Here is a 15,126-nt window from a genome sequence, read left to right as displayed (position 1 = left end):
GTGTCCTCCCGGTCACATGAGACATGTGCTCACCATCGTTCCATGTGACCAGGCGGCGCTACCGATGCGCCTGTGAGAATGCACGATCGACGGGCCGCGGGAAAGGACGTGACCGTACGCCGCGGCAACCCCTCTGTGCCGCGGCGTGCGGGGCCGTGATGTGGATCGCCCCGCGGTAAAGCGCCAGCGTGCGGCTGTTTGTCGGCTGCCGGTCGACGACATGGCACCCCCGATGCCACGCCGATCGCGTGCGGGAAATGGGCTCTGACTCATTGTCCACCCGGACGCGGTCAACCACTGGGGGTATTGACAACAATAGAATGACAAACGACGCTCATCGATATCGGATATGTTGTCTTCCAACAAGGCGACCTTGAGGGTGGGGCGAGAAAGGCGGTAGGCCGGTAATGCGCGATCTCGATCTTCGACGGCTGCGGATGTTCATGGCGGTGGTCGATGCCCCGTCGTTGCGGGTGGCGGCCGAGCGGCTCTACATCTCCCAGCAGGCGCTTTCTGTCGCGATTCGCGAACTCGAGCGGCAACTCGACGTCGAGTTGTTCTCTCGGTCGCGACGAACCCTGACGCCCACGCCGGCCGGGGTTGCGCTCTACGAGGGGGCGATCCCGTTGTTGGCGGGCGGGTCGAATCTCGCGGCCGAGGTCAAGATGATCGACGACAACAAGCCCGACCCGTTCTCCATCGGGCACACGCCGGGGTTGGCGCCGTCGGAGGTGTTCCAGGTCATCGAGGGTGCGGTGTTGGCCGATCCGTCGTTGCTGATCACGGTCAAGCCGCTCTGGCCGGGTGACATCCGCGATGCCATCATGTCCGGCGACGTCGACATGGTGCTCGCCCGCTCGCACACCGCGCCGACCGATCTCGCCGGCGCCATCGCCACTCGACACGAGCTGCGGCTGGCGGTCAACGCCGACAATCCGCTGTCGGAGAATCCGACGTGTGCGATGCGCGATCTCGCCGATCATCCGATCGTGGTGTCCGAACTCGAGGACGACTACAAGAACATGATCGTGTCGTACTGTCGCCGAGCGGGTTTCGAGCCGGAGATCGTCGTGTCGAATCTGCGTGGCACTCCACCGCACATGTCGGTGATCACCCATCCGGATGCGTGTGCGTTCGTCACCAATCAGCCGGGATGGTTGTACCAGAACCAGATTCGCGTCGTCTCGTTCGACGATCCGCCGATGACCCCGGTGATGGCCATGTGGCTGCCCAACACCGCGTCGAGGATCCGTAACGCCATCCTCGACGCGGTCGGGATCACTGACGAGACAGAATGAGCTCCAGGTCGGTGCCGGTGGGTAGGGTGCCGTACTCGAATCCGCGGTCGGTGCCGAGTCGCGCGGCGATGAATGCCTCGGCGACCTCGGTCGGTGAGAACCGTACGAGCAGAGACGCTTCCAGCGCCAGCGCCATCGATTCGACGACCCGTCGCGCGTTGCGCTGAGCGGCTGCGGCATCGAGTCCGGCGAGTTCGCCGAGTTGGTTGCGCAACCGGTCGAGGTGGGCGTCGAGGTCGGCGTGCGCACCGCGTGCCAGGTTCACTTCGGCGTCGAAGGCGCCGACCGATTCCGGTTCACGGGTCATGGCGCGCAACACGTCGAGGGCGATGACGTTGCCCGAACCCTCCCACACGGCCATCACCGGTTGTTCGCGGTAGCGCATGGCGAGCGGGAAGTCCTCGGTGTATCCGTTGCCGCCCAGGCATTCCAGGGACTCGTAGGCGTGATGCGGGCCGCGTTTGCAGATCCAGTACTTGGCCACCGCGGTCGCCAGGCGACGGAAGGCACGTTCGGTGTCCGAGGCATCCTCGTCGTGGGCGCGGGCCAGGCGCATCGCGGTGACCGTGGCCGCCTCGGATTCCAGTGCGAGATCGGCCAATACGGCGGTCATGGCCGGCTGGTCGGCCAGCGTCGCACCGAATGCCGCGCGATGGCGGGCATGCCACACCGCTTCGGCGACGGATTGCCGCATCCCGGCGGCACTGCCCAGCACGCAGTCCAGTCGGGTCTGGGCGACCATCTCGATGATGGTGCGCACTCCGCGGCCCGGCTCGCCGACCATCAGCGCGACGGTGCCGTCGAGTTCGATCTCACTGGACGCGTTGGACTTGTTGCCCAGCTTGTTCTTCAGCCGCTGGATGCGGAAGACGTTGCGGGTTCCGTCGGGTAGCACGCGGGGGAGCAGGAAGCACGACAGTCCCTCACCGCCGGGGCCCTGCGCCTGTGCGAGCACCAGGAACGCATCCGACATCGGCGCCGAGCAGAACCACTTGTGCCCGGTCAGCAGGTACTCCGCGCCCGGGCCGCCCGCGCCGACCGGTCGGGCGACGGTGGTGTTGGCGCGGACATCCGACCCGCCCTGCTTCTCGGTCATCGACATCCCGAAGATCGCCGATGCCTTGTCGGCGGACAGTTCGGGAGAGTAGCTGCGGGACAGTGCTTTCGGTACCCAGGCGGCGGCGACGTCGGGTTGCAGTTCCAGTGACGGGATCACCGCATGGGTCATCGACACCGGGCAGGCATGGCCCGGCTCGATCTGACCGAAGAGCATGAACACCGCGGCCCGGGCGACATGTGAGCCCGGCTGCGGGTCGGCCCAGCAACGGGTATGGGCGCCATGGGAAATCGATGCGGAGATGATGCGGTGATACGACGGGTGGTACTCGACCTCGTCGATGCGGTGGCCCCACCGGTCGAAGGTGTGCAGTTCAGGGGTGATGGTGTTGGCCAAGTGCGCGTCGCGCTGGAACTCCGCGCTGCCGACCAGCGCGCCGACCTCACGCAGCTCTGCCTCGGCCCATCCCGCGTCGTGACGCGCAACAGCTTCTTGCAGAACGATATTCAGCTCGTACTCGTTGACGTCGACGCGCGGTCCGGACTGATTGAAGACCGTGTGGGTCAGATGCGGCTGCGGGTGGGCCGTTTCGGCGGTGGTGCTCGGGTTGGTGGTGGTCGGGTCGGTCGAGGTCACGGCGATGCCTTTCCGGTGGGGGTCAGCGGCTGGTCGAGCACGCTGTCGGGGATGCCCATGTTGGTGAACAGAACGGTGACGGCCTCGGCGACGGATGTCCCCAATTCGTCTCCGGTGGCTGCATTTTGGACGGTCAAACCGAAAATCGCCGACCAGAAGGCCCGGGCCTCGACGCCGATCTCGGCCCGCAGCTGCCATCCGGTGCGGACCAGGGTGTCGAGGAGCGCGGCCTCGCCGCGGTCGTGCAGGGTGGACAGCGTTTCGGTGATGTGGGGGCGTAGATCGGTGCGACGTGACACCAGCAGCATGGCGGTGGTGAACAGTTCGACGTTGCGCGACTGCGGGCCGAGGAGGGTCTCGACGAGGGTGCGGGTGTAGTCACGGACCGTTGTCGCCGACGCCGCGGCCTGCTCGGCATGCCGACCGGCGCGCAGCACCGCCGCACACGCCACCTCGACGAACAACTGTTCCTTGGACCCGAAGTAGTAGGTGACCTGATTGGGAAAGGCGTCGGCCCGGGCGCAGATTTGCGCCACCGACGCGGTCTCCCCGACCTCGGCGAACACTTCACCGGCCGCACGCAGCAGTGCGCTGCGGGTGGCCTTGCCGGCCTCGCGGCTGGCGCGACGTGCAGTGGTCACGGTGACTCCCTAGTGTTTGTATGGAAAACAATAATTGGGAGGGGTGGGGTGCGCAAGGGGGCAGGCAGGGGGGCAGGCGTCGGCGACCGACCGCCGCCACACGCCATGAGGTGTCAGGGTCTAGTAGGAGGACTCGCGCACATCGGAGACCGAGATTCCGTGAGTCACTCCGAACGAGAAGGCCGCTGCCGGGTCGAGGATGTCGCCGGATTCGTCGACCAGCCGCACGGCCACGGCCACAGGTGCATGGCCTTGTGCGGTTACCTGCTCGACGGCGAGTTCCCAGCAGCGCCGACGACTCCGGTAGCCGCCGTCATCACACCGGACCGGCATTACGTGACCGGGCCGGACCAGGTCGTCCGGAACACTCGAACCGTCCGCCAGTACGCGCAGGGTGCGCGCCCGATCGTGCGCGGAGATGCCGGTGCCGATTCCGTTAGCAGCATCAACTGCGACGGTGAACGACAGCCGCGAGTCCTCGGAAGCAAACACGGGCTGATCGGGAATGCGGAGCTTGTCGAGGAGAAACGAGGGCATGGCGGCGTGTACCAGTCCGGACGAATGCCTGATGGCGAAAGCCAGTTGTGCTGTCGTGGCGACATCTGCGGCGAACACCAGTAGGGCGCCTGATTCATCGAGAAGGATTGTCTCGGAAGAACACCGGCGGGCGTTCTGCGCCTTCGGCGATGGCGTGGGCTCGTCTGCTGTGTGAGCTGGACGGTCGAGGGTGGCAGTCATGAGGTTGGCCCTCCCTTGGGGGTGGAGTCGAGTCCGATGAGTAACGCCTGCCGGCTGGCGCGCACATGTTCGCGCATCACGCGTTCGGCGCTGTCGCCATCCTTGGCGGTGATCAGATCGACGACGTGGTGGTGCTCTCGGTCGGATTGCAGTGCGCGACCGGGCTGACCGAGTGAGGTATGGACCAGGCGGGCATAGGCGAGTTGGTTCATCAGAGTCCGGTAGTGCGCTTCGAGTTTCTTGTTGTCGGCACCGACGATGAGCAGGTTGTGGAACTCCTCGACGAGTTCGGCGTAGCGGTCGCGGTCGTCGCGGGCCACTGCCTCATCGGCTTGGCGGAGGTTCTCTTCGAGGAGGTCGAGTTCAGGGACGCGTCCGCGTTGGGCGAGTAAGCGCGCCGCTGCGCCCTCGAGTAGTTCCTTCATCTCGAAGAGTTCGGTGATCTCGCGGCGCGAGGGCGTGGTGACGAAAGTACCTACGCGAGGCCGTATCTCGATGAGCCCCTCGGTCTGCAGTTGTTTGAATGCCTCGCGGACCGGTGTTCGGCTGACACCGAACTCTTCGGCGAGAGCCAATTCGGAGATGTTGACCTCGGGTAGGATCTCGCCGGCGATGATACGACGACGGATCTCGGTGACCAGACGTGCCTGGATCGATCCGTTGCCTGTCCCATTGATGACCATCGCATTCTCCTTCATCCCAACGACTCCGTCGTCACGGCATCCGCCTCGCACATCGGCGTCAGCTGATCGGTGTCAGTGCGCCACCGTCGAAGAACTTACCCGCGCCGTACACCATGGGAGCGCGGTCGCTCGCCGTCGCGTGTAGGACCCGGCAGACGAACAGTGTGTGCGTGCTGGCTTGCAGCCGCTCGCGGATCTCGACTTCCATCTGCGCGCTACTGCGATCGATCAGCGGACTGCCGAACGGGCCGGGTGTCCAGTCCAGGGCGGCGAACTTGTCGTCCGACTTGGTCGCGAACACCCCGACAACGTCGAGCTGATCGACCGAGAGAATGTTGATAGCCAGATGCTCTGCGCGATAAAGACATTCGTGCGTCGACGACGTTCGCTGCACGGCGACCATCACCGTCGGCGGCTCCAGCGTCACACTGGAGAAGGCATTGACGGCGAGTCCGCGGGGTTTGTCGGCGTCCATCGCGGTCACCACCGTCACCCCGGTGACGAACTGGCGGTTGACCTGCTTCATCACGTTGATATCCGGGTGCATGCGCGTGTGATGGTCGGCTGTACTCATGGTCACTGGTCCTGTCCGATGCTGATGATGCCGAGCGCCGCGAGAAGGGCCCGCGGATCCCAGGTCACGTGTTCCTCGACGATGACGTCGTCGGCGAATCGGGCGAAGGTGGCGCCGCTGACCGTCACCTCGCGCCGGGTCGCCGGAACGCCGAGGAAGGAGTTCTGGTGTACCCCGGTGCTGTGCCACCGGATCGCAACCCGGTCGCCATCTTCGACGATGTCGTCGATCGTGGTCACCAACGACGGAAATGCCGCTCGCGTGGCCACGATCGAGTCCTTGAATGCTGCGCGGCCCTGGGCGTCACCAGAACTGCCGATCCTGCGGTAGTCGGGTCCCAGTAGATCGTCGAAGGCATCGACGTCGCCGCGATCCCATGCTGCATCCCAAACTTCGCGGATTCGACCGGCCCGAAGTGCAGATGTGGACATCTTCTCGTCCTCTCTTGATGTGGCTGGTATACAAGCCGATCTCATACCTGAGACCCTGTTGCATACAACAGAATGTAAGCCGCATCACGAGCGGTGTCAACGAGTGCGCCAGATCGCCTCTCGGTCTCATTGGCGCCAAGCGTGCCCATCAGGTGATTTAACATGCTTCTAACAGGACTTTCATCGCTTCCGATCATCGTTTGGGCCATTGTGGCAGGGAATTTCTGCCATTCTCTTGACCTGTGTCACTGCATCGCATAGCGTGCTGTGGCATGCAAGAGAACGAACCGGGTACTCACGCTGAAATACGCAAAGTCGTGGTGTACCGCGAACAGATCGTCACCGAGGCGCAGGCCGAGCCCGTCCGGCCGATCGCTCAGGCCAGCGTCGCCGTGGTGGTACACAACCCGTGGGTCGGCACCGGCCCCACGCGCGATCTCTCCCGCGAGGTCGAAGCTGTTGCGCCGGGCCTGGCACGCCTGGTCACCGAGAAGTTGATCGACGCGCTTGGTGGCGTGGAGGCCATCGAGGCATTCGGAAAGGCGGCAATCGTCGGGTCCGCCGGTGAGATCGAGCACGGCGGCGCCCTCATACACACCCCGTACTTCGGCAACTTGATGCGTGAGTTCCTCGAGGGCGAGTCGATCATCTGCTTCGCCGACACCCGTGCCGACGCCGGCGAGACACTTGTCGTACCGCTCTGGCACAAGACATCCGCCGCCACCCGCAGTCACTATCAGACCGTGTCCGCCCGCGTCTCTGACGCGCCACGCGCCGACGAACTGGTCATCGTCGCCGCCGGCTCCACCGGTCCCCGGCCGCATCCGCGCATCGGCGACCGTAAGACCGACCCTGCAGTCTCCATCACAACCCTGGAAGGTGTCCCATGCTGAACATCCGCAAGATCGTGACCATCGTTGAAGAAATCCGGACCGAGGGCGGCCGTGCCGTGACTCCCGCCGCGCGTGTGGCTATCGTCGCCGCCGTGATCGAAAATCCTTGGTCTGGACAAGGGTTCGTGGATGATCTGGCGCCCGGCATCGATGCCAACGCCTCCGACCTGGGTGCGCTGCTGGCGCCGTCGGTCCTCGAGGCGCTCGGCGATCCGGCGCAGGCCTACGGCAAGGCGGCGATCGTCGGTCTCAACGGCGAGATCGAGCACGGGTCCGGTCTGATCCACACCCTCAAGTTCGGTGATCACTTCCGCAAGGCCGCCGATGCCACCACTCTGCTTCCTGCCGTCGAGAAGCGTGGGCCGGCCGGGGTGATTTTCGATATCCCGCTCAAGCACATCACCGACGCGACGATCCGGTCACATCATCAGACTGTCGAGGTGCGCATCGCAGATGCGCCGCACCCCGACGAGATCGTCATCGCACTCGCTGCCGCCGCACAGGGGCGGCCGCAGCAACGCCTCGCCGATCTGTCGACCGAGCGCTGATCCAGCACGCTCTGACGACACGCCCCTGATCGAAACCTGAGGAGCACAACGCCATGACCGGACCGACGATAGTCCTTCTCCACGGAGTGGGGCTCGATCACCAGATGTGGGCGCCATTGATCAACCGCCTCGGCGACCGTATGACCGTGATCAGTCCCGATCTTCCCGGTCATGGCGTCAATCCGCCGGCACCGCTGGGTATCACGCTGCGCGACCTCGCCGATGGTGTGGCCTCGCAGATCCCGGCGAGGTCTCATCTGGTCGGATTCTCGCTGGGTGCTCTTGTGGCACAGCATATTGCGCGTTTCCGGCCCGACTCGATCGCTTCGCTCACGTCGGTCAGCTCGGTGTGCAAGCGCACCCCTGCTGAGCGTGAGGCGGTCCTGGGTCGGTTGCACGTCGCCGAGAAGGACTTCAGCGCGAGTGCAGCGGCGTCGCTGCGTCGCTGGTACGACGGCACCGAGGTGCCGTCGGAGACCGTCGAGGAGACCGGGAAGGTGCTGCGCGCCACCGATCGCGACAGTTTCCTCAATTGCTATCGGGTTTTCGCCACCGGAGACGCCGAGATCGGGCCCGAGCTCGACCATATCGATGTCCCGTCGTTCGCGGTCACCGGTGAGCTCGATCCCGGATCCACTCCGGAGATGACCCATCGTCTGGCCCAATCGATTCCGGGATGCCGAGAAGCCATCGTCGCCGGTGGCCGGCACATGCTGCCGGTGCAGTGTCCCGCCGAACTAGCGAATCACCTGATCACCTTCATCGGAGAGTACGCCCATGTCTGAGCACACCGTGGCCGACCGCACCAGACGCGACCACTTCATCGGCGGAGAACACGTTGCCCCGAAATCCGGCGACTACTTCCAGAGCACCAACCCCGCCACCGGCGCACTGCTCTACGAGGTGGCTCGTGGCAACGCCGCCGACATCGACGCGGCGATGATCGCGGCACGTAACGCCTTCGACGATCCCCGATGGCGGGACCTGAGTCAGACCCGCCGTGGACATCTGTTGCGTCGGCTCGGTGACCTCATCGCCGAGAACGCCGAGGATCTGGCCCGTTCGGAGAGTCAGGACAACGGAAAACTGTTGCGCGAGATGCGAGGCCAGCTCGCGACGCTACCGGAGTACTACTACTATTACGCCGGCCTTGCCGACAAGATCCAAGGCGATGTCATCCCCACATCGGATCGCGCGGTGATCAACTACACCAACCGCGAACCGCTCGGCGTCGTCGGTGCGATCACCCCGTGGAATTCGCCACTGACCCTCACGACCAGCAAGCTGGCGCCCGCACTGTGCGTCGGCAACACCGTGGTCATCAAACCGTCCGAGTACACCTCGGCGACCATTCTGCGCCTGGCCGAACTGGCCCTGGAGGCCGGTTTCCCGCCCGGCGCGGTCAACGTCGTCACCGGCTTCGGTGCCGAAGCAGGTCAAGCGCTGGTCGACCACCCCGGACTGGCCAAGATCTCGTTCACCGGCAGTACCGCCACCGGTTCGCGGATCGCCGCGGCCACAGCCTCCCGTTTCATCGGATCGACGCTGGAACTCGGCGGGAAATCGCCGAACATCGTCTTCGACGACGCCAACGTCGCCAACGCAGCCATGGGCGTGGTGGCCGGTATCTTTGCCGCCGCCGGACAGACGTGCATCGCCGGCAGCCGGATCTTCGCCCAGCGCGGCGTCTACGACGAGTTACTCGAGCGGGTGACCGACCGGGCGCGCCGGATCAAGATCGGCGATCCGCTCGATGACGCCACCGAACTCGGCCCGCTCGCCTTCGAAGCTCAGCGTGACAAGGTCGCCTCGTACGTCGACCTCGGTCGCGGCGAGGGTGCGCGCGTCCTGACCGGCGGAAGCACCAGCGACGGCGGACTCGGCGGCTACTACTACGAACCGACCGTGCTGGTGGACGTCCACAACGACATGAGGGTGGTCCGGGAGGAGATCTTCGGCCCGGTCGCCGCGATCATGCCGTTCGACACCGAGGACGAGGTCGTCGGCCTCGCCAACGACACCGACTACGGACTCGCAGCCGGGGTATGGACGACGAATCTCTCACGCGCACACCGGATGGCGGGCCGTCTCGAAGCCGGCACCATCTGGGTCAACACCTACCGCGCAATGTCGCCGATGTCGCCGCGGCAGGGATTCAAGACCAGCGGTGTGGGCGTCGAGCACGGTACCGAGACCATCAAGGAATACACGCGGCTCAAGAGCATCTGGATCAACACCGCCGAGGAGCCCGTCGCCGATCCCTTCGTGATGCGGAGCTGACATGCCGTTGATCGAGGTCAGCATCGCCGAGGGCCGCACGCCGGATCAGCTCAGAGCATTGATGCATGAATTGCACGCGGCCGCGGTGCGCACCGTCGACGCGCTCCCGCGCAACGTTCACATCATCGTCCGACAGGTCCCGCGCGACCTGTGGGCGTCCAACGACGTGAGCATCGCCGAGCGCGACTCCGCGGACCCAACAACAGCACCGACAGAACAGTAGACAAGGAGACCACCATGCGATTTTCACTGTTCGTACACATGGAACGCTGGGACGACAGCGTCAGCCACCGAGAACTCTTCGGCAACCTGACCGAACTCACGCAGATGGCCGAAGCCGGCGGCTTCAGCACTGTCTGGATCGGCGAGCACCATTCGATGGAGTACGTCATCGCGCCCAGCCCGATGCCGCTGCTTGCCTAACTCGCCGGCCAGACCTCCACCATCCGCCTCGGAGCGGGAACCATCGTCGCACCGTTCTGGAACCCGATCCGCGCCGCCGGCGAGACCGCTCTGCTCGACGTCATTTCGAACGGCCGCGCTGAGGTCGGATTGGCGCGTGGTGCATACCAATTCGAGTTCGACCGGATGACCCCGGGTCTGGCCGCCACCGACGGTGGTAAGCACCTGCGTGAGCTGGTGCCTGCGGTCCGCAAGCTGTGGCAGGGCGACTATGCCCACGACGGCGAGATATGGCAGTTCCCCACCTCGACCAGTGTGCCCAAGCCGATCCAGCAACCCACGCCGCCGATGTGGGTGGCTGCGCGCGACCCCGATTCTCATGACTTCGCCGTTCGCGAGGGCTGCAACGTCATGGTGACGCCGCTGATGAAAGGCGACGAAGAAGTCGTCGACCTGACGCGGAAATTCAATACTGCCGTGGCCAACCACCCGGAGGTACCGCGGCCCGAGATCATGGTGCTGCGCCACACCCACGTGCATTCGCCCGATGATCCCGACGGATGGCGCGTCGCCGCCGAGGGCGTCTCGAAGTACTACCGCACTTTCGACGCCTGGTTCGGAAACAAGACCACACCGGTCGACGGCTTCCTCGAGCCGAGTCCGGAATCGAAGTTCGAGTCCCGGCCCGAGTTCGAGCTGGACTCGCTGCACCGCACGGCAATGATCGGCACGCCGGATGAAGTCATCAAGCGCCTCAACGAGTATCAAGCTCTCGGCGTCGACGAATTCAGCTTCTGGATCGACAACAGTCTCTCCCACGAACGCAAGCGCGACTCGCTCGAGATGTTCATCAAACACGTCGTACCCGAGTTCTCGTAACTCGAACCCGCTCCCTCAACGAAAGGTGACCGCGATGAGTCAAGACGTCTCCGTCGCGTCCACGGGTGAAGTCACGCCCGACTACCACTACCGCAACAAGATCGCGAAAGTCGAGCCCTACGGGGTTGACGCCATCCCCGACTCCGAGCGACACGGAAAGCCCGTCTCGCAGTTCTTCATCTGGTTCGCCGCAGGGATGAACTTCCCGATCATGGTGCTCGGCTTCGTCGCGGTCAGCTTTGGACTATCGCTGCCGGCGGCGATCTCCGCGATCGTCATCGGCTCCGGGGTCGGAGCAATCGTGATGGGTGTGCTCTCCCGGATGGGCGGCCGGCTCGGTGTGGCACAACAGATCCAGGCTCGAGGGCCCCTGGGTTTCTTCGGAAACTTCATCCCCGTCGCCTATGTGAACATCTTCGCCGGAATCGGTTGGGCTGCGGTCACCGTCATCCTCGGCGGCCAAGCATTGAAGGCACTCGTGCCGGCGATACCGTACTGGCTGGGTACCCTCGTCCTGGTGGTGTTGCAGCTCATCGTTGCAGTGTTCGGCTACAACATGATCCACTACCTCGAGCGCATCCTCGCCGTTGTGTTGTTCTTCGGCTTCGCCATGATCACCATCGTGTCGGTGAGCCGGGGATGGCAAGGAGGGTTTGGTACAAACCCGCACGCCTCGGGATGGATCGGTGGCTGGGGAGGGTGGATCACGTTCTCCGGTTACTTCCTGTCATTCCTGATCGCCTGGTGGCCGTTCGCCTCCGACTACTCTCGTTACCTTCCCGATGACGACAAGATCAATCGCGCCACCGGTGTCTGGACCTTCGCCGGCAACTTCATCTCGCTGTCGTGGTTGGGCATCGCAGGGGCATTGCTGGGGAGTTCTGCCGCCAGTGGCGAGAGCCCGATCGAAGCCCTGGAACGCCTCACCGGTCCCTTCCACGTGGTTGCCCTGTTGATCGTGCTGATCTCGTCGTTCTCGCAGAACTTCCTCAACGTCTACGGAGGAGCGATCTCGGTTCAGACACTTCGTATCCCGGTCAGCCGGCGAACTGCAGTCATCCTCATCTGCGCGGCGGCGTATGTGGTCGGTCTGTGGGCCGACGAGGGTTTCGAGGCCAAGTTCAAGACGTTCCTCTTCATGGGTGCCTACCTGATCGCGCCCTACGGTGCCGTGCTTTTGCTGGATTACGTACTCGGCCACCGCCACGACCGGCGTCGGATCGCCGAGCTCTACGATTCACGTCGCATACTCGAGTGGGGATTCGTCGCATGGCTGATCGGTACGGTCGCTTCGATGCCATTCTGGAATCTGTCCTTCTTCGTCGGGCCGATGGCCAAGAGCTTCCCCGAATTGGGCGACCTCTCCTACTTCGTGGGCTTCATAGTCGGCGGTGTGGCATTCATCTTCTTGCATCGACTGCCACCACTGTGGCATCGGAAGAAGCCCGTCTTCGCCGATCAGCACGGTGAGGCCGACGCCGTGATCTGATTTCAGGGTGAAGTACGAGAAGTGGGATCGCACTCCTATGCGGTCCCACTTCTGCTTTGGGTGAGTCAACACCTCGGCGCCGTACTTTTGCGCCACGGAGGAGCGACACAACAGTACGGCGCAAGGTCGCTTGACGGCGAGCAGCCGCCTGGTGACCGTCTTCAATCAGCGCCGTCGGGCGCCGACGGTCAGTTCGTGTGTGCCGTAACTGTTGTCGTCCGGATTGATGGTGACGCCGGGTGCGACGATCTCGTCGATGCGGTCGAGAATGTCTGCGGACAGCGTGGTCTCGGCGGCGGGTAGGTAGGACTGCAGTTGCTCCATGGTGCGGGGGCCGACGATGGCGGCGGTGACACCGGGGTGGTTGACGACGAACGCGATGGCGAGTTCGATCAGCGGCAGCCCGGCCTGCTCGGCGAGCTGCGCGAGGTCTTCGACGATGTCGAGCTTGCGCTGGTTCGCGGGGATGCTCATGTCGAATCGGGCGCCGGGACGAGCGGCGGAGGTCGGCGTGGAGGCGGCGTCCTTGCGCCACCGGCCAGACAGCCACCCACCGGCGAGTGGGCTGTAGGTGAGCGTGCCCATACCGTGGCGTTGGGTGGTGGGCAGGACGTCTTCTTCGATGCCGCGCACGAGGATCGAGTACGGCGGTTGTTCGGTGACGAAGCGGGCGAAGTGGTTGTCCTTGGCCGCCCACTGGGCTTCGACGATCTGTGAACCGGAGTACGACGACGATCCGATGTAGCGGACCTTGCCGGCCCGGACGAGGTCGGTGAGCGCGCCGAGGGTTTCCTCGACGTCGGTGTCGGGACCGGGTCGGTGGACCTGGTAAAGGTCGATGTGGTCGGTACCCAACCGGCGCAACGAGTTCTCGACCTCGCGGATGATCCAGCGACGGCTTCCGCCGCGATGGTTGGGGTCCTTGCCCATCGGCATGAAGAACTTGGTGGCCAGCACCACGTCGTCGCGTCGCCCGCGGAGTGCTTCGCCGACAATCTCTTCCGATTCGCCGCCGGAGTAGACGTCGGCGGTGTCGACGAAGTTGATGCCGGCATCGAGGGCGGTGTGGATGATGCGGATCGAGTCGGCGCGATCGTCGTTGCCCCAGGGGCCGAACATCATTGCTCCCAGGCACAGTGGACTGACCTGAACTCCGGTGCGTCCCAACGGGCGTGTCTGCATGTGCGTGTCTCCTTGGTCGTGTGTGTCAGGCGGGTGTGAGTTCGAGGGTCGCGGCGCGCGGGCCGGGTTCTTCGAGGTGGTCGACGATGGATGCGTAGCTGCCGTACTTGTCGCGGTAGGCGCGGTCGACGGCGGCGAGGTCGTCCTCGCTGTCGACTTCGGTGAAGGTGACGTCAAAGCTGTTGCCACGTGCGGTGATCTGTCCGTTGCCGGTGGCGATGGCCCAGGTGAACCAGGATGCGTTGCGTCCGTTGGTGGAGCGGATGAAGATCCGGTCGCCCACGCTGACGATCCAGATGATCCGCGGATTGCGTAGGCTGCCGTCGTGTCGGCGGGTCGCGAGATGCACCTCTTGGGGCGCGGTCAGGGTATGTACGGCATCAGCCGGCCAAGTGCTCATGGGTGGTGTCCTCACGCTTCCGGGATGTCGCGACCGAAGTTCTCGCGGGTGATGACGTCGGGTTCGGGACCGCCGCGCACGCCGGTGTCGAGTGCATCGATCGCGGCGAGCTCGTCGGCGGTGAGATCGAAATCGAAGATGTCGAAGTTCTCCACGATCCGCGACGGTGTCACGGACTTGGGGATGACCTGCCGTCCTTGCTGGAGGTGCCAGCGCAGCATCACCTGGGCGGGCGTTTTCCCATGTGTGTCAGCGATTGTCCCGATGGTCGGGTCCTGCAGGGTGGAGCCGTGCGAGCCGTCGCGGTAGAAGGTGATACCGCCGATCGGCGACCACGCCTGCGAAAGGATGCCGTGTTCGGCGTTCGCCTCGAGCAGAGCGGATTGCCGGAAGTAGGGGTGCACCTCGATCTGGTTGACCGCCGGGATCACCGATGTCGCGTCGAAGAGTCGGGTCAGATGCTCGGGCATGAAGTTGCTGACGCCGATGGACCGCACCTTGCCGTCGGCCAGCAGGGTTTCGAGGGCCTTGTAGGCGTCGATGGTGAGGTCGAATTCCCCGGGCAGCGCTTGGTGCAGGATCAGCAGGTCGATCTGTTCGACGCCGAGTTTGCCCGTGGCCTTGTCGAAGGCGTGCAGGGTGGCGTCGTAGCCGTAATCGCTGATCCACACCTTGGTCTCGATGAACAGCTCGTCACGGTCGAGCCCGGAGCGCCGGATGGCCTCGCCGACGCCCTTCTCGTTGAGATAGGCTGCGGCGGTGTCGATGTGGCGGTATCCGGCTTCCAGCGCCGTGGTCACCGCCGCCGTCGTCTCCTCCGGCGGAGTCTGGAACACGCCGAATCCGACGGCCGGAATGAGGACGTTGTTGTTGAGTTCAAAGGTGGGAATCGCCATGGGTCCGACGCTACGCGCGGCGGGACCGGCGAGGGAGGGCTCATCGAACCAGGTACTGGCATTACCTGTCAGGTCGGCGGTGTCGTACCTACCCTGAAG

16 protein-coding genes and 1 pseudogene are annotated in these 15,126 nt (G+C 64.5%); 8 read left to right on the top strand and 9 right to left on the bottom strand.

Annotation, left to right across the window (positions count from 1 at the left end):
* The first annotated feature begins 407 nt into the window (after window positions 1–407).
* The gene (locus AC5ZH6_RS24435) at window positions 408–1,298 is read left to right on the top strand and encodes a LysR family transcriptional regulator (protein ID WP_006369905.1); all 891 of its coding nucleotides are present in this window, start codon (window positions 408–410) and stop codon (window positions 1,296–1,298) included.
* Here AC5ZH6_RS24435 and AC5ZH6_RS24430 read toward each other — a convergent pair.
* The 6 genes from AC5ZH6_RS24430 to AC5ZH6_RS24405 all read right to left on the bottom strand — a co-directional run bounded on the left by AC5ZH6_RS24430 (window position 1,279) and on the right by AC5ZH6_RS24405 (window position 6,058).
* The gene (locus tag AC5ZH6_RS24430; RefSeq protein ID WP_271354323.1) at window positions 1,279–2,991 is read right to left on the bottom strand and encodes an acyl-CoA dehydrogenase family protein; all 1,713 of its coding nucleotides are present in this window, start codon (window positions 2,989–2,991) and stop codon (window positions 1,279–1,281) included. The two genes, AC5ZH6_RS24435 and AC5ZH6_RS24430, sit on opposite strands and share 20 nt — an antisense overlap.
* On the bottom strand, window positions 2,988–3,632 hold the full coding sequence (locus AC5ZH6_RS24425) for a TetR/AcrR family transcriptional regulator C-terminal domain-containing protein (RefSeq protein ID WP_006369903.1): 645 nt from the start codon (window positions 3,630–3,632) through the stop codon (window positions 2,988–2,990). The genes AC5ZH6_RS24430 and AC5ZH6_RS24425 overlap by 4 nt, the downstream gene beginning before the upstream one ends.
* A gap of 120 nt (window positions 3,633–3,752) precedes the next feature.
* Window positions 3,753–4,370 carry a 3,4-dihydroxy-2-butanone-4-phosphate synthase gene (locus AC5ZH6_RS24420; protein ID WP_006369902.1) on the bottom strand — a complete coding sequence of 206 codons (618 nt, stop codon included), beginning with the start codon at window positions 4,368–4,370 and terminating at the stop codon, window positions 3,753–3,755.
* On the bottom strand, window positions 4,367–5,068 hold the full coding sequence (locus tag AC5ZH6_RS24415; protein ID WP_035727828.1) for a GntR family transcriptional regulator: 702 nt from the start codon (window positions 5,066–5,068) through the stop codon (window positions 4,367–4,369). The genes AC5ZH6_RS24420 and AC5ZH6_RS24415 overlap by 4 nt, the downstream gene beginning before the upstream one ends.
* A gap of 43 nt (window positions 5,069–5,111) precedes the next feature.
* Entirely contained in the window at window positions 5,112–5,627 is a 516-nt protein-coding gene (locus AC5ZH6_RS24410) for a flavin reductase family protein (RefSeq protein ID WP_006369900.1), read from the bottom strand.
* A 2-nt stretch (window positions 5,628–5,629) separates the two neighbouring features.
* Window positions 5,630–6,058, bottom strand: a complete 429-nt coding sequence (locus AC5ZH6_RS24405) for an ester cyclase (RefSeq protein ID WP_006369899.1) — start codon at window positions 6,056–6,058, stop codon at window positions 5,630–5,632.
* Window positions 6,059–6,330: 272 nt separating this feature from the next.
* On the opposite strand from AC5ZH6_RS24405, the gene AC5ZH6_RS24400 reads away from it, so the two are divergent.
* The 7 genes and pseudogenes from AC5ZH6_RS24400 to AC5ZH6_RS24370 all read left to right on the top strand — a co-directional run bounded on the left by AC5ZH6_RS24400 (window position 6,331) and on the right by AC5ZH6_RS24370 (window position 12,549).
* Window positions 6,331–6,951: an amino acid synthesis family protein gene (locus AC5ZH6_RS24400; RefSeq protein ID WP_035727825.1), complete on the top strand. Its 621-nt coding sequence runs from the start codon at window positions 6,331–6,333 to the stop codon at window positions 6,949–6,951.
* Window positions 6,945–7,499, top strand: coding sequence for an amino acid synthesis family protein (locus AC5ZH6_RS24395; RefSeq protein WP_006369895.1), 555 nt, complete (start codon window positions 6,945–6,947; stop codon window positions 7,497–7,499). The genes AC5ZH6_RS24400 and AC5ZH6_RS24395 overlap by 7 nt, the downstream gene beginning before the upstream one ends.
* Window positions 7,500–7,552: 53 nt before the next feature.
* Window positions 7,553–8,284 carry an alpha/beta fold hydrolase gene (locus AC5ZH6_RS24390; protein WP_006369894.1) on the top strand — a complete coding sequence of 244 codons (732 nt, stop codon included), beginning with the start codon at window positions 7,553–7,555 and terminating at the stop codon, window positions 8,282–8,284.
* Window positions 8,277–9,779, top strand: coding sequence for an aldehyde dehydrogenase (locus AC5ZH6_RS24385; RefSeq protein ID WP_211543467.1), 1,503 nt, complete (start codon window positions 8,277–8,279; stop codon window positions 9,777–9,779). The genes AC5ZH6_RS24390 and AC5ZH6_RS24385 overlap by 8 nt, the downstream gene beginning before the upstream one ends.
* Window position 9,780: 1 nt before the next feature.
* Complete coding sequence (locus AC5ZH6_RS24380; RefSeq protein WP_006369892.1) at window positions 9,781–10,002, top strand: tautomerase family protein; 222 nt, start codon at window positions 9,781–9,783, stop codon at window positions 10,000–10,002.
* Between the two features lie 14 nt (window positions 10,003–10,016).
* Window positions 10,017–11,060 (top strand): annotated as a pseudogene (locus AC5ZH6_RS24375) (LLM class flavin-dependent oxidoreductase).
* 34 nt (window positions 11,061–11,094) lie between these two features.
* Window positions 11,095–12,549, top strand: coding sequence for a purine-cytosine permease family protein (locus AC5ZH6_RS24370; protein WP_006369890.1), 1,455 nt, complete (start codon window positions 11,095–11,097; stop codon window positions 12,547–12,549).
* 165 nt (window positions 12,550–12,714) lie between these two features.
* Here the strand turns inward: AC5ZH6_RS24370 and AC5ZH6_RS24365 are convergent, their stop codons facing one another.
* The 3 genes from AC5ZH6_RS24365 to AC5ZH6_RS24355 are packed head-to-tail and all read right to left on the bottom strand — an operon-like array spanning window position 12,715 to window position 15,027.
* Window positions 12,715–13,731, bottom strand: coding sequence for an aldo/keto reductase (locus tag AC5ZH6_RS24365; RefSeq protein WP_271354322.1), 1,017 nt, complete (start codon window positions 13,729–13,731; stop codon window positions 12,715–12,717).
* A gap of 25 nt (window positions 13,732–13,756) precedes the next feature.
* Entirely contained in the window at window positions 13,757–14,131 is a 375-nt protein-coding gene (locus AC5ZH6_RS24360; RefSeq protein WP_271354321.1) for a DUF2255 family protein, read from the bottom strand.
* An 11-nt stretch (window positions 14,132–14,142) separates the two neighbouring features.
* Complete coding sequence (locus AC5ZH6_RS24355; RefSeq protein ID WP_271354320.1) at window positions 14,143–15,027, bottom strand: aldo/keto reductase; 885 nt, start codon at window positions 15,025–15,027, stop codon at window positions 14,143–14,145.
* Window positions 15,028–15,126: the final 99 nt, after the last annotated feature.

It is taken from the genome of Gordonia sp. YC-XJ4 (assembly GCF_059511865.1).
This window is presented reverse-complemented; position numbering and strand designations above follow the sequence as displayed.